Below are 22,492 nucleotides of genomic sequence, written 5' to 3' on the forward strand. Positions count from 1 at the left end.
GTAATGAGCGAAAGTTTTGCGGAGCTGTTCGAAGAGAGTCTGAAAGAGCTGGATATGGCGCCGGGTTCCATTGTAACCGGCACTGTTGTGGCGATTGAGAATGACTTTGTGATCGTCAATGCCGGACTTAAGTCCGAGGGGGTTATCCCTCTGGAACAGTTCCGTAATGACAAGGGAGAAGTCGATCTGAAGGTGGGTGACGAGGTACGTGTTGCCCTCGAAGCACTGGAAGATGGCTTTGGCTCGACTGTCCTCTCGCGTGAGCGTGCCAAGCGTGCCGAGTCCTGGGGAGTGCTGGAGCAGGCCTACGAGGCAGGCGAAAGTGTGCATGGTCATATCGTTGGTCGGGTGCGTGGTGGCCTCACGGTCGAGGTCAATGGCCTCAATGCCTTCCTGCCAGGTTCTCTGGTAGATATTCGCCCGCTGCGTGATACCTCTCACCTTGAAGGTCAGGAACTGGAGTTCCGCATCGTCAAGCTGGATCAGCGCAGCAACAATCTGGTGGTATCTCGCCGTGCCGTGCTGGAGGAGGTCTACAGCAAGGAACGTGAAAAGCTGCTGGAAAAAATGGAAGAAGGCCTGGTGGTCAAAGGGATCGTCAAGAACCTTACCGACTACGGTGCCTTTATCGATCTGGGTGGTATCGACGGCCTGCTCCATATTACCGATATTGCCTGGAAGCGAGTCAAGCACCCGAGCGAAGTACTCAACGTCGGTGATGAAATTGATGTGAAGGTGCTGAAATACGATCCTGAGCGCAAGCGCGTTTCTCTGGGTCTGAAGCAGCTGCAGGAAGATCCCTGGAATCAGCTGACCAAGGAATATACCGTTGGCAGCAAGGTCAAGGCGCGGGTTACCAACTTGACCGATTACGGTTGCTTCGCGGAGATCAGTACCGGCGTTGAAGGTTTGGTGCATGTGTCCGAAATGGACTGGACCAACAAGAATATTCACCCCTCCAAGGCAGTTCAGGTAGGGGAAGAGATCGAAGTCATGATCCTCGATATCGATCAGCAGCGCCGGCGTATATCACTGGGTATGAAACAGTGCCAGCCGAACCCCTGGGAAGCCTTCTCCAGTCAGTTTGCCAAGGGTGACCGGCTCAAGGGGCGGGTGCGCTCCATTACCGATTTTGGTGTCTTTATCGGGCTTGATGGCGGCATTGACGGTCTGGTCCATCTCTCCGACCTGTCATGGGACCTGCCGGGCGAAGAAGCGATGAAGGCGTACAACAAGGGGGATGAGGTCGAAGCCGTTGTGCTGTCGATTGATCCGGAGCGTGAGCGAGTTGCGCTGGGTATCAAGCAGCTCGATTCCGATCCCTTCACAGAGTATGCCGATCAGCATCCGAAGGGCAGCCGTGTCAGGGGTACTATTCGTGAGGTAACGCCGCGCCAGGCTTTGGTAGAGCTTGCCGAGGGTGTTGAAGGTGTGCTCAAGGTCGCGGAGCTTTCGCATGACCACATCGCTGATCTGACTACTGAGCTTAAATCAGGTGATCAACTCGAAGCGGCAGTTCAGAGTGTCGATCGCCGTAACCGAACACTTAACCTGTCGGTGCGTCAGTTGGAACAGGAGCAGACCCGTCAGGCGATGAAGTCCGTTCAGGAGCAGCCGGTTGAGGACGCAGGTCCGAAGACCATCGGTGACCTGATCAAGGAACAGATGAAAAAACAGGACTCCTGAGCCAACGGCTCAAGTTCGACTCCGCACCCGGGGCCGGGTGCGGAACCTGGTCTCAACCGGAGGTGTTATGACCAAGTCTGAGTTGATCGAGCGCTTGATAGACGCGCATCCTGAGCTGTCTGTGAAAGATGTGGAGCTGGCAGTGAAAACCATGCTGGATCACATGACCGATGCACTCTCTACCGGTGAGCGCATTGAGATTCGCGGTTTTGGCAGCTTCTCGTTACACTATCGGGCACCGAGAATGGGGCGGAACCCGAAAACCGGCGAAGCGGTACCCTTGCCGGCCAAGCACGTTCCCCACTTCAAGCCTGGCAAGGAACTGAGAGATCAGGTCAATGAAGGACTCAAGACCGGCTATTGATCTCTTGTACCGGGGCGGTACAACGCAGAGGAATTACGAGTGAACTGGCTTAAAAACCTGATTACCATAGTGCTGGGGCTGATCGTTATCGGTGTCGGTATTCTGTTCACCATTCACAACACAGATCAGGTCACCATTGATCTGGTGTTCTTTCAGCTGCCGCAGGCAAGTCTGTCACTCTGGTTGATTGCGACTTTTGTTCTGGGCGCCCTGTGCGGCATTGTGCTGAGCATTTTGACCATTCTGTCCCTTAAAACGAGGCTCCACTCTTCTCAACGCAAGGTGGTTGCCTTTCGCAAGGAGCTGGACCAGTTGCGCACGGCTGGCCTGAAAGACAGTACCTGAAATGAGTGCGGATTATCTGCTTATTGTTCCCCTGTTTCTGGCAGTGGGAGCTGGCTGGTGGTTGGGGCGATCCCAAAACCGTTCGGCGCAGCTTGAGCAGGAACGCAAGGTTAATCTGAGTCGCGAGTACTTCATCGGCCTCGATTACCTGATCAGCGAAAAAACCGATGAGGCGATCGAGAGCTTCATCCGTGCCCTTGAAATCAACTCCGATACCATTCCGGCACACCTCACTCTGGCGAAGCTGTTTCGACGCAAGGGCGATGTTGAACGTGCGATCGGCATTCACCAAAAGCTGCTTGCACGGCCTGACCTGAGTCAGCAGGACTTTTTGCGTATCCAGATGGCCCTGGCGCGCGACTATGATGCCATCGGCCTGCTCGATCGGGCTGAAAACCTGTTGTCGGATATTATTCGTCAGGCTGGCGGTCAAGAGATGAAGCGCAAGGCGCAAACGCTTTTGATCAAGCTTTACGAAAAAGAGGGTGAGTGGCGGCAGGCACTGGATACCGCCAGCCAGTTGCAGACTCAGGAGTTGCGCGAAATCAGGCATGAGCTTGCGCATTATTGCTGTGAGTTGGCTCAGCGCCTGTCACGGCAGGGTGATGCCGAAGCCGAACGCTTCCTGCGTCAGGCCCTGTTGTATGACCCGAATTGTGCCAGAGCCAGTCTTATACGAGCGAAACTTCAAATCGAGGCCGGGCGCTGGCGACATGCGATCAAGAGTCTCAAGCAGGTACTTGAACAGGATGTGTTGCTGGTTTCCGAAACAATACCGCTGTTACAGCGCTGCTACAGTGAGCTGGGTTCGCTGGCAGAGTTTGAAGGCTATCTGCGTGCCTGTCTCAGCAAGGCACCCTCTGCCAGTGTAATCATTGCACTGGCCGATCGCATTCGCAGCCAGAAGGACGTGTTTGCGGCTGGTGTCTTTCTGACAGAAGAGCTGAAGAAACGTCCCTCGATAAAGGGCTTTAACCGCCTGATCGACATGCATATTGAGTATGGTTCCAGCAGTGCACGTCAAAGCCTGACAGTGTTGCGCGGCCTGACTGGCCAGCTGGAGCAAAGCAAGCCCGTTTATCAATGTAACCACTGCGGTTTTGCCGGTCGTACGCTGCATTGGCAGTGTCCCTCCTGCAAGCAGTGGAGTAGCACTCGGCCGATCCAGGGACTGGAAGGCGAATAAGAGAGAAGAGCATGACCCTCGATACCAACAGAATCATCGTGGCCCTTGATTATCCCGATCGGGTGGCTGCCCTGCAGATGGCGCAACAGCTTGATCCGGCACTATGCCGCGTCAAGGTAGGCAAGGAACTGTTCACGCGCTGTGGTCCATCCATCGTAGAGGCCTTGCAGAAACTTGGCTTTGATGTGTTCCTGGATCTGAAGTTTCACGATATCCCCAATACAACGGCACATGCCGTGCAGGCGGCAGCCGAACTGGGCGTGTGGATGGTCAATGTGCATGCTTCCGGTGGCCGGCGCATGATGGAGGCCTCGCGCGAGGCGCTGGACAAGGTCAATGGTGCCAGTACCCTGCTGATCGCAGTGACCGTTCTGACCAGTATGGAGCGGGGTGATCTGGCCGAGGTCGGTCTGGATATCGACCCGCTGGAGCAGGTGGTGCGATTGGCCAGGCTGACGCACAGCAGTGGTTTGGACGGTGTTGTGTGCTCAGCACAGGAGGTTGCTGCAATTCGGGCGGCTGTCACAGGCGATTTTGCGCTGGTGACACCCGGAATACGTCCCGCTTCAGCCGAGCAGGGAGATCAGCGTCGGATCATGACCCCGGCACAGGCGATTATTGCTGGCAGTGATTACCTGGTGGTTGGTCGCCCGATCACCCAAGCGGAAGCACCCTTAACCGTTGCTGCCGAGATTCGTGAAGAGGTTTTGGCAGCGCTGGGCTGATATTCCAATCCTGATCCGGATCAATGGATGGTCTGTAAGGGTTGTAAATTACAGTGTGATGGACTTAGAGTATTAGAGCCGGTCAGGGAGTGACTGGCTTCCATATGACAAGGAGAAAGTCATGATCAAACGCCTGCTGTCTGCCGCCGCTCTCGCCGGTGCGCTCCTGTTCTCACCCCTGTCCATGGCCGCTGAACCGATTGATATCAATACGGCTACAGCCGCTGAAATTGCAACTTCTCTTAATGGTGTTGGGCCTGCAAAGGCTGAAGCAATTGTTGCGTATCGTGAAGCCAATGGTCCTTTCGTCAGTGTCGATCAATTGACTGACGTAAAGGGCATCGGCGCTGCCACGATCGAGAAAAATCGCACTCAGATTATCATCGAACCCCGCTGACCCCTTGCCATCACTCCCTGATCCATACTCTCAGGCAGGCAAAACCGCCTGCCGCTGCCCGTTCTAAAGTACGAATGCGAGCACCACCGGAATGGTGACAAGGCTTCCGATATTGCCGATCAGTACAATCGATGCAACCAGATGTGGCTCCTGATTGTAGCGTTCTGCGATCATGTAATTCAGTACTGCCGGCGGCAAGGCGCCGAAGATCAGCAGATAGGCAAAATATTCGGCGGGCAAATTCAGTATCGGGTATAACATAAGCGCTACCGCGATGCCGCTCAGTGGAGCGAGTATGGCCCCCCACACCCCAACTCTCCAGTGGGTAAAGTCCACGCTGGTCATCCGTACGCCAAGCGCAAACAGCATCAGTGGGATCGCGATCTGACCCAGCATATCAATAGGGACCTGTGCGGTTGTGGGCAGCGTAACATTGAAGCTGCTGACCAGTAATCCGGCAATGGTGGCGATGATCATTGGCATGCGCAGCACGTTCAGAGGGTTGGTACGATGGTCCAGCATGTAGGTGCCCACCGTGAAGTGAAGCAGGTTTTCCACCAGAAAAAGTACAACAGCGGCTGGCAATGCCTGCTCGCCAAACGCGAGTACCAGCAGTGGTATGCCAAGGTTGCCGCTGTTGTTGAACATCATGGGGGGGAGAAACGTCTTGCCCTTGACACCCATTAGGCGGCAAACAGGCAGTAGCAACAACCCCGATCCCAGTACAACCACAGCGGCCCCAATGGCCAGCATGGAGTAGGTTGGCAAATCGAAGGATTTTGCAGACATGACCGAAAAGATCAGTGCGGGGCAAAATACATCGATGTTGATTCGGTTGGCGATCGACATGTCAGTGTTGCGCCAGCGGGCATAGAAATAGCCCACGCTGACGATGGCAACCAGCGGGAATACGGTCTGAAAGATCCGTTCCAGCAGTGTGTAAACCGTGCTCTCCATATCCTTTCCTTAATCCTGCAGATACCAGCGACCGGTAGGGCGGTCCTATCGAACTGCACAGTGTACAGGATTTGCCATGATCGATGCAGAGGCGGTAATCAGGGTTGTCTTGGCCTTGAACACTGATCAATCAGGTACACCGGAGAACGGTATTCAATACCACTGTGGTAGCTGAGGCCAATCTCACAGGTGCGACTTGTTGAATAGCCTTCACTGCAGTGGGCGACCGAGTCTTTCAGTGTGCGCAGTGCCGAAGCATTCAATTCAGGTGTGGTAAAACCCTTGTCACCCGCAAAGCCACAACAGGTTATCTGCTCGGGCATCACCAGGTTGCGGCAACAGGCAGATAGAATGCGCTTAAGCGGCTCTGCCAGTCCCATCCTTGTGGTGCTGCAGGTGACATGCAGAGCAACGGGACCTTCTATCGGATCAATAATCAGCTGCGGCAGTACGAAACGGTCCAGGAACTCAATGCTGTCAAATAACTGCAGAGCCGGATCGAGTCCTTCCTGCAGTCGCAAAGAGCAGGGGCTAGTGTCTGAATACACTGGAATGGTGCCTTGGCGGGTCAAGTTCATCAAGACACGATTAAGCTCGTTGCGCTTTTGTTCAGCTGCCTCAAACATGCCCTTGGATTGAAAGGGCATGCCGCAGCAGAGCCCGTCAGCTTGAGTCGGCAGAATGACCTCAAAGCCGGCTTTTTCCAGCAGTGTGATTGTTTTGTCTGCCAGCGAGGATTTGTCTGCCGCCCCGCGCATGGGCCCCATGGTACGGCTGGCGCAGCTGGGCAGGTAAACGACCTGCCCTGTGGCACCGGTGCTGTGGTTACCGCGGGTAGCGGAGAGAGCGGGAGCCGCGGTCGGCATGGCTGGGGTCCACTGCTGTACCCGGTTACCACTGATCTTGCGCAGACCACGCGTCAGGCCGCTCATGGCTGATGTGCCGATCAACCGGTGTGTAGTATCGGCGATGCGGAAAGCGGCCTTGCTAAGACGCATGGCGCCTCCATAGTGGCTGGCAATCCAGGCGGCAGTGTTTTCATGGGACTCATTGTGAAAGTGACGAATTTCACGGGTCAGGTCACCGGTATTGATACCGACAGGACAGCTGGTTGAACACAGACCACAGGCGGCACAGGTTGTATCGCCCTGATAGTCGTAGTCCTTTTTCAACTGACGCAGGCGCTCTGCATCATCGCCGCTGCGCTCAAGCCGCTGAATCTCGCGCCAGACCGCGATACGCTGGCGCGGTGTCAGAGTCAGGTCTCGCGAGGGGCAAACCGGCTCACAAAAACCGCACTCAATGCACTTGTCTACCAGCGGGTTGGCGGCGGGCAGGGGTTTAAGGTTTTTCAGGTGTACCTGCTGATCGCGGTTGAGTATGACGCCGGGGTTGAGAATGCCGGTTGGATCAAGTAGTTGTTTGAGTTCCCACATCAGTTCATATGCGTCGGTGCCCCACTCCAGTTCGACATAGGGAGCCATGTTGCGCCCGGTGCCATGCTCTGCCTTGAGTGAACCACCATAAACTTCGACCACCAGCTTGGCGACATCGTCCATCAGCCCTTCATACCTTATCAGAGCCTCCTGAGTGTCAAACGATTGTGTGAACACAAAGTGAAGGTTGCCTTCCAATGCATGGCCAAAAATCAGGGCTTCGGGGTACTCCCAGCGCAGGAACAGCCGGTGCAGATCGGCAACGGCATCCGCGAGGCGCTCAACCGGGAAAGCGACATCCTCAATGATGACGGTAGTGCCGGTTTCACGCACGGCGCCTACGGCAGGGAAAAGGCCCTTGCGGATCGCCCAGTAACGCGCACATTCGTCCGGATCTGTGCTGAACTCAACCGGTCTCAGGGTTTCAAGATGGATCAGGCTGGCGCAGATAACATCAATTTGCTGCTGCAGTACTGCAGCGGTTTCTGCGCGGGTTTCAATCAGCAGTGCCGCGGCATCATCGGGCAGTTCGCGCATGAAGTCCGGCATGCCGGGCTTGTTTTCGACCGAGCGCAGGCCGGCGCGATCCATCAGCTCGACGGCGGCGACCGGTGTTGCCTTGAGCAGTGCGACAGCCTCGCATGTGGTGCGTACATCATTGAAAAACACCAGGGCGGAGGCCTTGCAGGGATGTTCGGGTACGGTTTTGTAGGTGATCTCGGAAATGAAGCCCAGCGTCCCCTCGGATCCAATCATCAAGTGCTGAAGAATATCGATCGGGTCACCAAAGTCGATCAGTGCGTTGAGCGAATAGCCGGTAGTGTTCTTGAGCCGATATTTGTGTTCGATTTTCTGGCGCAAGGATGTATTTGAGCGAGTCAGCTCTGCCAGTGATCCAAGCGCGTTGAGCATGCAGCGGTGCTGTTGCCGGAACTGCTCGACAGACTCCGGGTTACCAGTGTCAAGAACGCTGCCATCGGACAGAATCATACGCATGCTGGCGAGCGTGCGATAACTGTTCTGCGCCGTACCACAACACATGCCGCTGGCATTGTTGGCGGCAATGCCGCCAATTTTGGCGGCGTTGATGGAGGCGGGGTCTGGTCCGATCTTGCGCTGAAAAGGTGCCAGATAACGGTTGGCATGGGCACCAATGACACCGGGTTGCAGGCGTATTTCACTGGCATCGGCGTTGATTTTGTGGCCATTCCACCCATCCCCCAGCTGGACCAGTATGGAATCGGTTACGGCCTGGCCTGACAGACTTGTACCGGCTGCCCTGAAAGTGAGAGGTAAGGCGTGCGCGTTGGCCAGGCTGATTAGCTTGATGACTTCCTGCTCATTTTCCACGCGCACAACCAGCTGTGGAATCAGGCGATAGAAACTGGCATCCGTACCATAAGCCAGGGTTCGCAGTGGATCGCTGATCAGCCGCTGCTTCGGAATAAAGGTTTTGAGCTGGTCGAGAATTGCCTGATAGCGAGCCTGCATGTTTAAGCGCCTCAAATTGGTAAGACCAATTATCCATATTTATTTTTCAGACTTTATTGTGATCCTGTTTGGCTGTCAATTGCTCATTAAACAGGCAATAGGAAAAAACAGATGCTTGAATAATTGGTCAAGCCAATTTATGTTGAGGCTTAAACTTATCCACTGGGTCAACCACGCGTCATGTCGTATCAGCGAGTCAAACAGCCAAAAATTTCAGATGTCATCATGCAGCAGCTTGAAACGATGATTCTGGAGGGTACGCTCAAGCCGGGGCAGCGCCTGCCACCGGAACGAGAGCTGGCCAAACAGTTTGATGTCTCTCGTCCTTCGTTGCGCGAGGCGATGCAGAAACTGGCTGCGCGTGGGCTACTGAACAGTCGTCAGGGTGGTGGCACTTTTGTGTCGGAAGAGATTGGCGGCAGTTTGTCTGATCCTCTGCTGGAACTGTTCCGAACCCATCCCGAGTCACAGTATGATCTGCTGGAGTTTCGCCATGCACTGGAAGGCGTCAGTGCCTACTATGCGGCGCTTCGTTCCACGGCTGCAGACAAACTGGAAATTCAGGCTCGTTTTGATGAGTTGCAACAGTTCCATGAGCAGAAATCTTTCGACCGAGAAGTGGCCGCTGATGTCGAGTTTCATCTGGCGATTGCCGCCGCGACCCATAACGTGGTGCTGCTGCACATGATGCGTGCCCTGTTTACCCTGCTGCGTCAGCACATTTGGGACAACCTTGAGCAGATTTATCCCAAACATGATATGCGCGGACGAATCCATGACCAGCACTATCTGCTGCTGCAGGCGATTTTGGCGGGTGATCCTGAAACGGCACGTCAGGCTGCCCATGACCATCTGGCATATGTGGAAGAGGTGTTGCTTGAGCGGGGCAGAGAGCAGACTCGACTGGAAAGAGCGCTCAGACGCGCTAACCTGAGTCATGAGGATGCAACTTGACATTGTCAAAATACTACATCAAGCCCGCTCGAAATACGGGTTGATGCCTAGGAAAATGCGCTATCTGGACAGTGCTTGGGAGTAATTGTAGTATTACTACACACAAAATCATAACAACCGGGACGGCCCGGGGTGCTCCGGCGTGTAATCCATGCCAGTATCAGGCCAGTCTTGGCACATCCACGCTTACAAGTGATCGGAGAAGGCAAAGTGCGAGACATGATTGAAGATATCGATCCAATCGAAACCCAGGAATGGATGGATGCTCTCGAATCCGTCGCCAAAAACGACGGTGACGAACGTGCGCGTTACCTCATGCGCGAACTCGGTTCCAGGGCTGCAGCGCTCGGTGTGCAGGATGCCACCACGCTTAACACCCCATACGTAAACACCATCTCACCTCGCGATGAAGTGCGCATGCCGGGTGATCTGTTCATGGAACGACGCATTCGTTCCTTCATTCGCTGGAACGCAATGGCAATGGTCATGCGTGCCAATGACAATGAAGACGCACTCGGCGGTCATATCTCCAGCTTCTCCTCCTCTGCAACACTCTACGATATCGGTTTTAACTACTTTTTTCATGGCCCTGAAGGCGATCGCGAATCCGACATGGTGTTCTTCCAGGGACACATCTCACCGGGTATTTATGCGCGTGCTTACCTTGAAGGTCGTCTGACAGAAGAGCAGCTGGACAACTTCCGCCGTGAAGTGGATGGCAATGGTCTGTCCTCCTATCCGCACCCCTGGTTGATGCCGAACTTCTGGCAGTTCCCGACCGTTTCCATGGGTCTCGGCCCGATTCAGGCGATCTACCAGGCGCACGTGATGCGTTACCTGTCTGCGCGGGATCTGGTCAAGCGCGGTAACCGCAAGGTGTGGGCATTCCTGGGTGATGGTGAGTGTGACGAGCCGGAAACACTGGGGGCCATTTCACTGGCAGGGCGCGAGCAGCTGGAAAACCTGGTATTCGTGATCAACTGTAACCTGCAGCGTCTTGATGGCCCGGTACGCGGCAACGGCAAGATCGTGCAGGAGCTTGAAGGCGTATTCAAGGGCGCGGGCTGGAACGTGATCAAGGTCCTGTGGGGGCGTCACTGGGATCCGCTGTTTGAGCGCGATACCACCGGTCTGCTGACCAAGCGCATGAATGAAGTCTGCGACGGTGAGTTGCAGAACTACAAGGCCAACGGCGGTGCCTACACCCGCGAGCATTTCTTCGGCAAATACCCGGAGTTGCTCGAGTTGGTGAAGGACATGTCCGATGACGAGATCATGAAACTCAACCGTGGTGGCCACGACCCCTACAAGGTGTACGCAGCCTACCATGAGGCGATGAACAACAAGGGCCAGCCTACCGTTATTCTGGCTCAGACCGTCAAGGGTTACGGCACAGGCCAGTCCGGCCAGGCCAAGAATGATACCCACTCACTGAAGAAGGTGGCACTGGACGATCTCAAGGCGTTCCGTGATAACTTCAACATTCCGCTGTCTGATGATCAGCTGAAGGAAGTGCCGTATTACCGTCCGTCGCCGGACTCGCCTGAGATGAAGTACATGCTGGAGCGCCGCAAGCAGCTTGGCGGTTTCTATCCGGCACGTCGTACCGAGTTTGAACAGCTGGAAATTCCCGGGCTTGATGCCTTTTCCGGGCAGCTTAAATCCAGCGGAGAGCGAACCCTTTCGACTCAGATGGCGCTGAACCGTGTGCTCAGCACGCTGGTCAAGGACAAGAGCATGGGGCAGCGTGTGGTGCCGATCGTACCGGACGAAGCACGAACCTTCGGTATGGAAGGCATGTTCCGTCAGCTGGGAATTTACTCCTCTGAAGGTCAGCGCTACGTTCCGCATGACTCCGACCAGATCATGTACTACAAGGAGTCCAAGAGCGGTCAGATCCTGCAGGAAGGGATCAATGAAGCCGGTGCCATGTCTGCCTGGATTGCGGCGGCGACCTCATACGCCAACAACAACTGCACCATGGTGCCGTTCTACATTTTCTACTCCATGTTTGGCTTCCAGCGCATTATGGACCTGGCTTGGGCAGCGGGTGATTCTCAGGCGCGCGGTTTCCTGATCGGCGCCACCTCCGGCCGTACCACTCTGAATGGTGAGGGTCTGCAGCACCAGGATGGCCACAGTCACCTGATGGCACAGATGATCCCGAACTGTGTGTCCTACGATCCGACCTACGGCTACGAAATGGCGGTGATCGTGCAGGATGGCCTGCGTCGCATGTATCAGGAACAGGAAAATCGTTTCTATTACATCACCACGCTGAACGAGAACTACCAGCATCCGGAGATGCCGCAGGGTGCCGAAGAGGGCATCATCAAGGGCATGTACCTGCTGGAAGAGGGCAAGGACTCCGATCTCAAGGTGCAGCTGATGGGCTGTGGCTCGATTCTGCGCGAAGTGCGCGAAGCAGCCGTGATTCTGCGTGAAGAGTTTGGTGTCGAGGCGGACGTATGGAGCACAACTTCCATCAACGAACTGCGTCGTGATGCTCAGGCAACCAGCCGTTGGAACCTGCTGCACCCGGAAGAGGAAGTACGCAAGTCCTATGTGGAAGAGTGCCTGGAAGGTCGTGAAGGCCCGGTTGTGGCGTCCACCGATTATATGCGTCTGTATGCCGATCAGCTGCGTGAGTACATTCCGCGTCGCTACAAGGTACTGGGTACTGACGGCTTTGGTCGTTCTGATACCCGTGGCAAGCTGCGTGAATTCTTTGAGGTTAACCGCTACTACGTCACTGTTGCGGCGCTGAAAGCACTGCAGGAAGAGGGCAAGCTGGAGGCTTCGGTTGTCGCCAAGGCCATTCAGAAGTTCAACATCAACCCGGAAAAGCCGGCGCCCTGGACACTGTAAGTGGCAGGCGAGTGAACATCTGACTGGTTAAGCGAGAGGAATTATTGTGACTACCACTACCATTAAAGTGCCTGATATCGGCGGTAGCGAAAACGTCGACATCATCGAAGTATGTGTCAAAGAGGGCGACACCATCGCCGAGGGTGATTCTCTGATCGTGCTGGAGACTGATAAGGCCTCCATGGAAGTCCCCTCCACCCACGCGGGTGTGGTGAAGAAAATTGTTGTTTCAGAAGGCAGCACCTGTAACGAGGGTGACGTGATTCTGGAGCTGGAAACGGACGCGGAGGGCGGCTCTGAGCCAGCGGCGTCTGGTGAGTCTGCAGCGACGAAGGCGGAAGAGTCGGCGCCGGCATCTGAGCCCGAAGCGACCAAACAGGCGGCGCCCACGTCTGATTCCGGCAGCCGCATTGAGCAGGTGCTGGTACCGGATCTCTCCGGCGCATCTGATGTGGATGTGATCGAAGTGCTGGTCAAGGCCGGCGATGAAATCGCTGAAGGCGATAGTCTGATTACTCTGGAAACCGATAAGGCTTCAATGGAAGTGCCAGCCCCGATGGGTGGTAAGGTTGTTTCCATGAAGATTAAGGAAGGCGATCAGGTTAATGAAGGCGACCTGCTGCTCGAGCTTGAAGTCAGTGGCGGCGCGTCCGGATCTGGCCAAAGTGACACTCCGGCTGCTGATGCATCGGTGACACCGTCTACTTCTGAGTCTGCAGCTGAATCTGCGCCTGCAGCTGCATCCGGTGGTGTGGAACAAGTGACCGTTCCGGACCTGTCCGGTGCCAGCGATGTAGACGTGATCGAAGTGCTGGTCAAAGCCGGTGACGAGATCGCGGAAGGTGACAGCCTGATCACACTTGAAACCGACAAGGCTTCTATGGAAGTGCCGGCTCCGAAAGGTGGCAGGGTCAAGTCTGTCAGTATCAGTGAGGGCGATAAGGTCAATGAAGGTGATGTGATCATTGAGCTGGAAGTGGCGGGTGCTCCTGCCGCAGCCTCCAAGGCTGACACTTCCAAGGCTGCATCAGCGCCCGCTGCCAAGTCTGCATCGGCTGCTGCACCTGCCAAGTCGGCTGCTCCGGCAGCGGATAAGAATGTGGATCTTGGAGCGCTTGAGCAGAAGAACCGCAAGGTACATGCTGGCCCGGCCGTGCGTGCACTGGCACGTGAGTTTGGCGTCGAGTTGGCCAATGTCTCCGGTACGGGCCGTAAGGGTCGTATCCTGAAGGAAGATGTTCAAGCCTATGTGAAGTCTGCGTTGAAGCAGCTGAGCGAAAAAGGTCCGGCTGCCGTGACCGGCGGCAGTGGTATTCCGGCCATTCCGGCGGTGGACTTCAGCAAGTTCGGTGAAACCGAGATGGTTAAGCTGAGCAAGGTGGACAAAATCACCCGTGACAACATGTCGCGCTGCTGGCTGAATATTCCGCACGTGACTCAGTTTGATGATGCCGATATCACTGAGCTTGAGGCTTTCCGAAAGGAGATGAAGGACGCGGCTGCGAAGGAAGGCGTCAAGCTGACCCCGCTGCCGTTCATGATCAAGGCCTGTGCCATTGCGCTCAAGCGTCACCAGAAATTCAATGCATCGCTGCATCATGATGGTGAGCACATTGTCTACAAGAAGTACGTCAATATCGGTATCGCAGTGGATACACCGAACGGTCTGATGGTGCCGGTGATCAAGGATGCAGATCAGAAGAGCGTCTACGATCTGGCACGCGAAGCGACCGAGCTGGCCGGCAAGGCCAAGGATCGCAAGCTGAAGCCGAACGAAATGCAGGGTGCCTGCTTCACCATCTCCAGTCTCGGCGGTATCGGCGGCAATGGTTTTACGCCGATCGTCAATGCGCCGGAGGTGGCGATCCTCGGTATCTCCAAGGCGGATATCAAGCCGCGCTGGAATGGCAAGGAGTTCGAGCCGCGCCTGATGCTGCCACTGTGCCTGTCCTACGATCACCGTGCCATCAACGGTGGTGATGCCGGTCGTTTCCTGACCGACCTGAACGGGCTGCTGAGCGATATCCGTCGTCTGGTGCTCTGACCTGCTGTAATCGGCAAGGCTTGGAAATACGGCAATAAAAAAGGGGTGAAGATCCAGTGATCTTCACCCCTTTTTTCGTTGTGCCATAGCGCGGTGCAGGACCGGGATAAACTCGCGTGCCTCTAGCCGTAAAACGCCATTTTAACGATGAACAGGGCGGACAGTATCCAAAGCGCCGGATTAAGCTGATCAAAGCGCCCACTCAGTGCTTTGATCGCGGTGTATGAGATCAGACCAAAGGCGATACCGGTAGTGATGGAAAATGTCAGCGGCATGCTGACGGCGGCGATGACAACGGGCGCGGCTTCGGTGATGTCATCCCAGTTTATCTGGATCAGGCTGTGAGTCATCAGCACGGCAACGAACAGAAGGGCAGGGGCAGTGGCATAGGCCGGAATGGTGCCTGCCAACGGTGACATGAACAGGCAGGCCAGAAACAGGATGCCCACAACGACAGCCGTGAGGCCGGTGCGCCCGCCGGCAGCGATGCCTGCGCCGGATTCGACATAGCTGGTGGTCGTTGAGGTGCCCATGACCGAACCAGCCATGGTAGCGGTGGAGTCTGCCATCAGGGCGCGGCCCAGGCGTGGCAGTTTGCCATCGGGCGTCAGCAGCTTGCCTTTCTGAGCTACCGCGATGAGTGTGCCCGAGGTGTCAAACAGGTCCACAAACAGGAATGAGAAGATAACACTGACCAGGCCAATGCTGAGAGCGCCGGCTATGTCCAGTTGGCCAAGGGTGGGGGCGAGGGACGGTGGGGCGGAAAATACGCCGTTGAACTCTGTCTGGCCTGCTATCAGGCTGACCAGAGTGATGGCGAGAATGCCGATCATGACAGACCCGGTAACCTGGCGGTAATACAGAGCAGCAATCAGAACAAAACCGATGCAGGCCATGATCGCACCCCATTGTCCCATGTCTCCGATAGTGACCAGAGTGGCGGGGTTGTCCACCACAATGCCTGCGTTCTTGAGGCCGATAAAACCCAGAAACAGACCGATGCCTGCGCCAATGCCTGCTTTCAGTGCCAGTGGGATGCTATTGATGATCCACTCGCGAATGCGGAAAACTGACAGCAGGAAAAAGCAGACGCCGGAAATGAATACGGCACCCAGTGCGGTTTCCCAGCTGTAGCCCATCTGTCCGACAACGGTAAAGCTGAAAAAGGCATTCAGGCCCATGCCGGGTGCAAGCGCGATTGGGTAGTTGGCCCAAAATCCCATCACAAAACAACCGATGGCCGCTGCAAGGCAGGTGGCGACAAATACGGCGCCTGCATCCATTCCGGTACTGGCCAGCATCGAGGGGTTCACAAAAATGATGTAGGCCATTGTCAGAAAGGTGGTGATTCCGGCAATGACTTCAGTCTTGATGGAGGTGTTATGCTCTTTGAGCTTAAATATCCTGTCCAGCATGAGTGAGATATCCACAGATTACGGGAAAGGCGAAATTCTACCTGAGTCTCACGCAGTGATCAGTATTGAATATGATGAAAGGCGGGAAAGAAGATTGGTCGGGGTGACAGGATTTGAACCTACGACCCCTGCCTCCCGAAGACAGTGCTCTACCAGGCTGAGCTACACCCCGACGCAATACCTAGATTCAGCAAGTGGTCGGGGTGACAGGATTTGAACCTACGACCCCTGCCTCCCGAAGACAGTGCTCTACCAGGCTGAGCTACACCCCGACAAAGCTGAAGCTAAGTAATTGTTCTGATTGGAGGATGGCGTGGGAGCGCCTCAATCAGGAACGGGGCGCATTATAGAGAGCCGGTGCCTGATTGCCAATAGGCGAGAGGTATTTTGTTAAGAAAATAAGTACACTCCTCAACGCTGATAACAGTGAAAAAGGGGGGGATATGCTGATTGGGTTGATGGTGCTGCTGATTTGTCAGCTGCTGGGTGAGTGGGTGGTGTTGGCGTTGGAGCTTCCGGTACCCGGGCCGGTAATGGGCATGGTACTGCTGCTGGTAGGGCTGGTGATCAAGCGACAAGTGCCGGACCTGATCCGGCAGCCATCCGAAGGTTTGTTGCGCCATCTGACGTTACTGTTTGTTCCGGCTGGTGTTGGTTTAATGGTGCATGCCGAGCTGATTGCGGCTGAGTGGCTGATTATTATGGTGGCGCTGGTAGTCAGTACAGTCGTCACGGTACTGGTGACGGCGCTGGTACTGAAACGATTGACTCGTAAGCTGGATATGGCCGCATTGGAGGAACGGCGATGAGTAGCTTTTGGGTCTATTTTGCCGCCAAGCCCCTGTTCTGGATTATTGTCACCATTGCCACTTTTCTGTTCAGTAGTTGGCTTAATCGGAGGGTGGGAGGCACGCCTCTGCTACACCCTGTGCTGGTAGCACTGTCGCTGATCATTGTTTTTCTCCAGCTGACCGGAACGGACTATGACACCTATTTTAGTGGTGCCCAGTTCATTCATTTTTTGCTGGGGCCAGCAACAGTCGCCCTCGCAGTACCGCTGTATGACCATTTTGAACGGGTCAAGAAAATGTTGGTGCCGTTACTGGTTGCGTGTTTGTGCGGCGCGGTAACCGCCAGTGCATCGGCCATCCTTGTGGCCTGGGCATTGGGCGCATCCGAAGGGATGCTTTTGTCATTGGCACCCAAATCCGTGACTTCACCGATCGCCATCGGGATTGCCGAGAAAATTGGTGGTTATCCTTCGTTGGCAGCGGGTCTGGTACTGATTACCGGCGCCATCGGATGCATTGTTGCGCCCCCGCTTTTTCGGTTGCTCAAAATCGAGGATGATGCCGTGAAGGGGTTTACCCTGGGGGTTTCAGCTCATGGTTTTGGTACGGCGTATGCTTTTGAGTTCAGTACGCTGGCCGGTGCTTTTTCCGGGCTTGCGATGGGAATGACCGGGTTGCTGACCGCTTTTCTGGTGCCGGTGTTGGTACGAATATTCGGGCTGGGGTGACCTTGAATACGGCGGCTTGCGTAACGGCCGTGTTGCGGATTTGCGAAAACCGGTCTGCAGCAGTAAAGTTCGCCCCCGTTGTGGCGTTCATAAACTGACCAGAGGTGCAGACTGAAGATGACCCCGCTTGAACGATACCGTAAAGACCTGGAACGTGAAGACTTCTCCTATGATTCGACTCAGGAGATGGCGGTCGGCCATCTGCAGCGCCTGTACGATGAGCTGGTAGCGGCTGAACGGGCGCCAAAGCCCGGTCTGATGCAGCGTTTGGGCGGAAGGATCAAGCGTACGCCACAGGAGCCGATCAAGGGGTTGTATTTCTGGGGTGGTGTCGGACGGGGCAAAACCTATTTGATGGATACCTTCTATGACAGTCTGCCGTTTGAGCGCAAGATGCGGACCCACTTTCACCGCTTCATGCAGAGGGTGCACCATGAGCTCAAAGCGCTGGATGGAACCAAGAACCCGCTGACTGAAATTGGTCGCAAGTATGCGCAGGAGGCACGCATCATCTGCTTTGATGAGTTTTTCGTGTCCGATATTACCGATGCGATGATTCTGGGTGGATTGATGCAAGAGCTGTTCAACAATGGAGTGTCACTGGTGGCAACTTCCAATATCGTTCCTGACGGGCTCTACAAGGACGGTCTGCAGCGTCAGCGTTTTCTGCCGGCCATTGATATGCTCAAGCGTTTCACCGAAGTGGTCAATGTGGACGGGGGAGTCGACTATCGTCTGCGCGCGCTGGAGCAGGCCGAACTCTACCATTGGCCGCTGGATGCAGCTGCAGACGAGAGCCTGAGTCGCAGTTTTGAAAGCCTCGCGCCCGACCTGGAGGAAGAGCAGTATGGTGCCCAGATAGAGATCAATGGTCGCAAACTGCAGGCGCGGCGTCTGTGTGAAGATGTAGCCTGGTTTGATTTCAATGCACTGTGCGAAGGTGCGCGCTCACAGAACGATTACATTGAGCTTGGCAAAATCTATCATGCTGTACTGCTCAGTAATGTTCCCCAGTTGGGCCGCAAGAATGATGACGCTGCTCGCCGATTCATCAACCTGGTCGATGAGTTCTATGACTCAGGCGTCAAGCTGATCATCTCCGCAGAAGTACCGATTCATGAAATCTATACTGAAGGTCGGCTTTCATTCGAGATTGAGCGTACCCAGAGTCGTCTGCTTGAGATGCAGTCGCATGAATATCTGGCGCGCGAACATCGGGCCTGAAAGCACTTTTCAAGCAGGGTTGAAGCAAGTATAATGCGCGCTCCCTGAATGCAGGGTGCCGAAAAAGTGTACGTTAGCGGCTTTTGCTGCTAACCAATAACTATAAGGTAAGTCGGAATCTCGGATTCGAGACTTAAATTGTAAGGTGAAACCATCCATGAAAACTTTTACCGCCAAACCGGCCGAAGTAAAACGCGACTGGTATGTTGTGGACGCAGAAGGTAAAACTCTGGGTCGCCTGGCAACTGAAATTGCCCGTCGTCTGCGTGGCAAGCACAAGCCGGAATATACTCCGCACGTTGATACCGGTGACTACATTGTTGTAGTGAATGCTGAAAAGGTTCACGTAACCGGCAACAAGCGCAATGACAAGATGTACTATCGTCACTCCGGTTTTCCGGGTGGCCTGAAGGAAGCTAACTTCAACAAGATGGTACAGACCTTCCCTGAGCGCACGATTGAGCTGGCTGTAAAGGGCATGCTGCCGAAAGGTCCACTGGGCCGTGCCATGTACACCAAGCTGAAAGTCTACGCTGGTGGCGAGCACCCGCACCAGGCTCAGCAACCGAAAGAACTGAACATCTAAGGGGAAGGCGAAAATGTCTACTACTCAGTATTACGGTACCGGCCGTCGCAAAACCTCTACTGCTCGTGTCTTCCTGCGCCCGGGTACAGGCAAGATCATGATCAACAACCGTACTCTGGAAGAGTACTTCGGTCGCGTGACTGCACGTATGATCGTCAAGCAGCCGCTGGAGCTGACTGATAACGTCGAAAAATTCGACGCGCACATCACCGTTAAAGGTGGTGGTGGCTTCGGTCAGGCCGGTGCTATCCGTCACGGCATCACTCGTGCTCTGATGGAATATGACGAAACTCTGCGTGGCGCCCTGCGTGAAGCGGGCTACGTTACTCGTGACGCACGTATGGTTGAGCGTAAGAAAGTGGGTCTGCGCAAAGCACGTAAGCGTCCGCAGTTCTCCAAGCGTTAATTTGCCTGCGGCATTGCCGCGTTATGGCAGCGAAAAAAAGCCTGCAGCCCTTGTGGTTGTGGGCTTTTTTTGTCTATGGGGTCAGGTCAATAAAATCCGTGTTCGCCTAATGGAGAGTTTATTTTACCTTGTAAAAAAAGGGTATTTTCTTTAACATTCTGCGCATTTGAACGAACCGGTTTTGTGTTTTTTCATGACTGAACGGCCCGCCAGTATTTTGTGTCCGTACAAAAGCGGCAGGTCGATTGAGGGGAGAAGAAGTTAATGAGCAATGACGGCGTGAATAAGGGTCGACGTCGTCTCCTGATCGGTGCCACATCTGCAGTTGGTGCAGTTGGTGCTGTAGGAGCGGCCGTCCCGTTCGTGGCTTCCTGGAATCCGAGTGCCAAGGCGAAAGCCGCTGGCGCGCCTGCTACGGCGGATATCAGCAAGCTGGAGCCAGGTCAGCAGATGATCGTTGAGTGGCGTGGCAAGCCGGTATGGGTTGTGCGTCGTAACGCGGAAGTGCTGGCGAACCTGGATAAACTGAACGATCGTTTGGCGGACCCCATGTCGGAGAAACTGCAGCAGCCGGATTACATTCCGAAAACTGCTGCGCGTGCGATCCGTCCTGAAATCGCCGTGATGGTCGGTATCTGTACGCACTTGGGTTGTTCTCCGTCTTACCGCCCTGAGGTGGCTCCGGAAGATCTGGGTCCTGATTGGCTGGGTGGCTTCTTCTGCCCCTGTCACGGTTCGCGTTTTGACCTGTCAGGCCGTGTGTACAAGTCTGTACCGGCACCGACCAACCTGGTTATTCCGCCTCACTCTTATGAAGACGACAACACACTGATTATCGGTGTTGATCCGGAGACTGCATAATGGCTGGTACACGAAATAAAGGGAATCCGGGCCTGATGGGCTGGATTGACGACCGCTTCCCGGCAACTGCCATGTGGGAAGATCACCTGTCCAAATACTACGCGCCGAAGAACTTCAACTTCTGGTACTTCTTTGGCTCACTGGCGATGCTGGTACTGGTTAACCAGATCATTACGGGCATCTGGCTGACCATGAGCTACAACCCGAGTGCCGAGGGTGCGTTTGCATCCATCGAGTACATCATGCGCGATGTGGAGTATGGCTGGTTGCTGCGTTACCTGCACTCCACCGGTGCCTCTGCTTTCTTTGTTGTGGTTTATCTGCACATGCTGCGTGGCATCATGTATGGCTCTTACCGCAAGCCGCGTGAGCTGGTGTGGATCTTCGGCATGACCATCTACCTGGCGCTGATGGCTGAAGCCTTTATGGGCTACCTGCTGCCTTGGGGGCAGATGTCATACTGGGGTGCACAGGTAATCATCTCCCTGTTCGGTGCCATTCCGGTTATCGGACCCGATCTACAGCAGTGGGTACGCGGTGACTTCCTGATCTCTGGTATCACCCTGAACCGATTCTTTGCCCTGCACGTGATTGCACTGCCAATCGTCATTCTGGCGCTGGTTGTATTGCACATCATCGCTCTGCACGAAGTGGGTTCAAACAACCCTGATGGTGTTGAAATCAAAGATAAGAAAGACGAAAACGGCGTACCGCTTGACGGCATCCCGTTCCACCCGTACTACACTGTGAAAGATATTGTAGGCGTGGTCGTCTTCCTGTTCGTATTCTGCACGGTAGTGTTCTTCTTCCCGGAGGGCGGTGGTTACTTCCTTGAGAAGCCCAACTTTGAGCCGGCCAACGCGCTGAAGACGCCGTTGCATATCGCTCCGGTATGGTACTTCACCCCCTTCTACGCCATGCTGCGCGCGGTAACATTCCCGATGTTTGGTCTGGACGCCAAGTTCTGGGGTGTGGTCGTAATGGGTGCTGCTATTGCCATCCTGTTCGTGCTGCCCTGGCTTGATCGTAGCCCGGTCAAATCGATCCGCTACAAGGGTTGGTTGAGCAAGATTGCGCTGTTGGTTCTCATCATCAGTTTTGTGATTTTGGGTGTACTGGGTGTGCTGCCTGCAACTGAGGGACGTACTATTCTGTCCCAGATCTGCACAGTGCTGTACTTTGCGTTCTTTATCCTGATGCCGTTCTATACACGCATGGAACGCACTAAACCGGTTCCGGAAAGGGTTACAGGCTAATGAAAAAATTCCTTATTACTCTGCTGATGGCACTGGCCCCGATGACGGCGAGTGCCGCTGGCGGCGCCGGTGTGCCGCTGGACAAAATTGATATCGATCTGACCAACAAGGAGTCTCTGCAGCGCGGTATGCAGACCTTCGTCAACCGCTGCATGGGCTGTCACGAAGCGGGCTACCAGCGGTTTGAACGCTCAGCTCAGGACCTGGGTATCCCGAACGAACTGGTTGAGCAGTATCTGATTCTCGATCCGAACAAGAAAATCGGCGATCACATGAAAATTGCGATGGCTACGACTGATGCCGCAGGATGGTTCGGTGCGCCTCCGCCGGATTTGACGCTGGAAACACGCCTGCGTGGCTCCGATTGGGTGTACACTTACCTGCGTAGCTTTTATACCGATGAAAGCCGTCCTTGGGGCGTAAACAATACGGTGTTCCCGGCTGTCGGTATGCCGAACGTGCTGGAAGATCTGCAGGGTAAGGTGGTTAATCACTGTACACCGGCAGAGCTGTTGCATGGCGGTAGCGATCAGATTGACCCGCTTACTGGCAAGAAGATGGGCGGTTGTCTGACCGTTAGCGAAGCGGGCAGCCAGACGGCTGAAGAGTTCGACCAGACTATTTATGATCTGGTTAACTACATGACCTACGTAGGTGAGCCGTCACGCATGGAGTCCGAGAGTCTTGGTCTCAAGGTCCTGTTTTTCCTGGCGATCCTGTTTGTTTTCGCCTTTGCTCTGAAGAAAGAGTACTGGAAAGACGTTCACTGATC

Annotated in this window: 20 protein-coding genes and 2 tRNA genes; 17 read left to right on the plus strand and 5 right to left on the minus strand. The window is 54.9% G+C overall.

Going from position 1 to position 22,492, the window contains the following annotated elements; translation table 11 throughout:
* Window positions 1-3: 3 nt before the first annotated feature.
* The 6 genes from rpsA to ABIE61_RS06565 all read left to right on the plus strand — a co-directional run bounded on the left by rpsA (window position 4) and on the right by ABIE61_RS06565 (window position 4,703).
* On the plus strand, window positions 4-1,686 hold the full coding sequence (gene rpsA / locus ABIE61_RS06540; RefSeq protein WP_206840481.1) for a 30S ribosomal protein S1: 1,683 nt from the start codon (window positions 4-6) through the stop codon (window positions 1,684-1,686).
* A gap of 67 nt (window positions 1,687-1,753) precedes the next feature.
* Window positions 1,754-2,050 (plus strand): integration host factor subunit beta, encoded by a 297-nt coding sequence (locus ABIE61_RS06545; RefSeq protein WP_091825610.1) that lies wholly within the window; start codon window positions 1,754-1,756, stop codon window positions 2,048-2,050.
* Window positions 2,051-2,089: 39 nt separating this feature from the next.
* Entirely contained in the window at window positions 2,090-2,395 is a 306-nt protein-coding gene (locus tag ABIE61_RS06550; protein WP_091825613.1) for a LapA family protein, read from the plus strand.
* 1 nt (window position 2,396) lies between these two features.
* Window positions 2,397-3,581 (plus strand): lipopolysaccharide assembly protein LapB, encoded by a 1,185-nt coding sequence (gene lapB / locus ABIE61_RS06555; protein ID WP_091825616.1) that lies wholly within the window; start codon window positions 2,397-2,399, stop codon window positions 3,579-3,581.
* 11 nt (window positions 3,582-3,592) lie between these two features.
* Window positions 3,593-4,306 (plus strand): orotidine-5'-phosphate decarboxylase, encoded by a 714-nt coding sequence (gene pyrF, locus ABIE61_RS06560; RefSeq protein WP_354407816.1) that lies wholly within the window; start codon window positions 3,593-3,595, stop codon window positions 4,304-4,306.
* Window positions 4,307-4,427: 121 nt separating this feature from the next.
* Window positions 4,428-4,703, plus strand: coding sequence for a ComEA family DNA-binding protein (locus ABIE61_RS06565; RefSeq protein ID WP_091825622.1), 276 nt, complete (start codon window positions 4,428-4,430; stop codon window positions 4,701-4,703).
* Between the two features lie 63 nt (window positions 4,704-4,766).
* Here ABIE61_RS06565 and ABIE61_RS06570 read toward each other — a convergent pair whose 3' ends face one another.
* Window positions 4,767-5,660 (minus strand): AEC family transporter, encoded by an 894-nt coding sequence (locus ABIE61_RS06570; RefSeq protein ID WP_206840483.1) that lies wholly within the window; start codon window positions 5,658-5,660, stop codon window positions 4,767-4,769.
* Between the two features lie 98 nt (window positions 5,661-5,758).
* Complete coding sequence (locus ABIE61_RS06575; RefSeq protein WP_354407820.1) at window positions 5,759-8,587, minus strand: FAD-binding and (Fe-S)-binding domain-containing protein; 2,829 nt, start codon at window positions 8,585-8,587, stop codon at window positions 5,759-5,761.
* Window positions 8,588-8,767: 180 nt separating this feature from the next.
* On the opposite strand from ABIE61_RS06575, the gene pdhR reads away from it, so the two are divergent.
* The 3 genes from pdhR to aceF all read left to right on the plus strand — a co-directional run bounded on the left by pdhR (window position 8,768) and on the right by aceF (window position 14,453).
* Window positions 8,768-9,541 (plus strand): pyruvate dehydrogenase complex transcriptional repressor PdhR, encoded by a 774-nt coding sequence (gene pdhR / locus ABIE61_RS06580; protein WP_091825631.1) that lies wholly within the window; start codon window positions 8,768-8,770, stop codon window positions 9,539-9,541.
* Window positions 9,542-9,760: 219 nt separating this feature from the next.
* Window positions 9,761-12,409, plus strand: coding sequence for a pyruvate dehydrogenase (acetyl-transferring), homodimeric type (gene aceE, locus ABIE61_RS06585; RefSeq protein WP_354407823.1), 2,649 nt, complete (start codon window positions 9,761-9,763; stop codon window positions 12,407-12,409).
* Between the two features lie 46 nt (window positions 12,410-12,455).
* On the plus strand, window positions 12,456-14,453 hold the full coding sequence (gene aceF, locus ABIE61_RS06590) for a dihydrolipoyllysine-residue acetyltransferase (protein WP_354407826.1): 1,998 nt from the start codon (window positions 12,456-12,458) through the stop codon (window positions 14,451-14,453).
* Window positions 14,454-14,575: 122 nt separating this feature from the next.
* Here the strand turns inward: aceF and ABIE61_RS06595 are convergent, their stop codons facing one another.
* The 3 genes from ABIE61_RS06595 to ABIE61_RS06605 form a co-directional block, all read right to left on the minus strand.
* Window positions 14,576-15,868 (minus strand): NCS2 family permease, encoded by a 1,293-nt coding sequence (locus ABIE61_RS06595; protein ID WP_091825639.1) that lies wholly within the window; start codon window positions 15,866-15,868, stop codon window positions 14,576-14,578.
* A gap of 95 nt (window positions 15,869-15,963) precedes the next feature.
* Window positions 15,964-16,040: transfer RNA gene (locus ABIE61_RS06600), tRNA-Pro, on the minus strand.
* Window positions 16,041-16,063: 23 nt separating this feature from the next.
* Window positions 16,064-16,140: transfer RNA gene (locus ABIE61_RS06605), tRNA-Pro, on the minus strand.
* A 171-nt stretch (window positions 16,141-16,311) separates the two neighbouring features.
* Between ABIE61_RS06605 and ABIE61_RS06610 the strand changes: the two genes are divergently transcribed.
* The 8 genes from ABIE61_RS06610 (at window position 16,312) to ABIE61_RS06645 (ending at window position 22,490) form a co-directional block, all read left to right on the plus strand.
* Window positions 16,312-16,677 (plus strand): CidA/LrgA family protein, encoded by a 366-nt coding sequence (locus ABIE61_RS06610; RefSeq protein ID WP_091825642.1) that lies wholly within the window; start codon window positions 16,312-16,314, stop codon window positions 16,675-16,677.
* Window positions 16,674-17,387: an LrgB family protein gene (locus tag ABIE61_RS06615; RefSeq protein ID WP_354407829.1), complete on the plus strand. Its 714-nt coding sequence runs from the start codon at window positions 16,674-16,676 to the stop codon at window positions 17,385-17,387. The genes ABIE61_RS06610 and ABIE61_RS06615 overlap by 4 nt, the downstream gene beginning before the upstream one ends.
* Before the next feature lie 117 nt (window positions 17,388-17,504).
* The gene (gene zapE / locus ABIE61_RS06620; protein WP_206840495.1) at window positions 17,505-18,611 is read left to right on the plus strand and encodes a cell division protein ZapE; all 1,107 of its coding nucleotides are present in this window, start codon (window positions 17,505-17,507) and stop codon (window positions 18,609-18,611) included.
* A 157-nt stretch (window positions 18,612-18,768) separates the two neighbouring features.
* On the plus strand, window positions 18,769-19,197 hold the full coding sequence (gene rplM / locus ABIE61_RS06625) for a 50S ribosomal protein L13 (protein WP_091825651.1): 429 nt from the start codon (window positions 18,769-18,771) through the stop codon (window positions 19,195-19,197).
* 13 nt (window positions 19,198-19,210) lie between these two features.
* Window positions 19,211-19,603: a 30S ribosomal protein S9 gene (gene rpsI, locus ABIE61_RS06630; RefSeq protein WP_091825654.1), complete on the plus strand. Its 393-nt coding sequence runs from the start codon at window positions 19,211-19,213 to the stop codon at window positions 19,601-19,603.
* Between the two features lie 264 nt (window positions 19,604-19,867).
* Window positions 19,868-20,464, plus strand: a complete 597-nt coding sequence (petA, locus tag ABIE61_RS06635; protein WP_354407831.1) for a ubiquinol-cytochrome c reductase iron-sulfur subunit — start codon at window positions 19,868-19,870, stop codon at window positions 20,462-20,464.
* The gene (locus tag ABIE61_RS06640; protein WP_354407834.1) at window positions 20,464-21,720 is read left to right on the plus strand and encodes a cytochrome b; all 1,257 of its coding nucleotides are present in this window, start codon (window positions 20,464-20,466) and stop codon (window positions 21,718-21,720) included. Before petA ends, ABIE61_RS06640 begins: the two co-directional genes overlap by 1 nt.
* Complete coding sequence (locus ABIE61_RS06645) at window positions 21,720-22,490, plus strand: cytochrome c1 (protein ID WP_354407836.1); 771 nt, start codon at window positions 21,720-21,722, stop codon at window positions 22,488-22,490. Before ABIE61_RS06640 ends, ABIE61_RS06645 begins: the two co-directional genes overlap by 1 nt.
* The last annotated feature ends 2 nt before the right edge of the window (window positions 22,491-22,492 follow it).

Source organism: Marinobacterium sp. MBR-111 (genome assembly GCF_040547585.1).
In the GTDB taxonomy this organism is placed as follows: domain Bacteria; phylum Pseudomonadota; class Gammaproteobacteria; order Pseudomonadales; family Balneatricaceae; genus Marinobacterium; species Marinobacterium iners.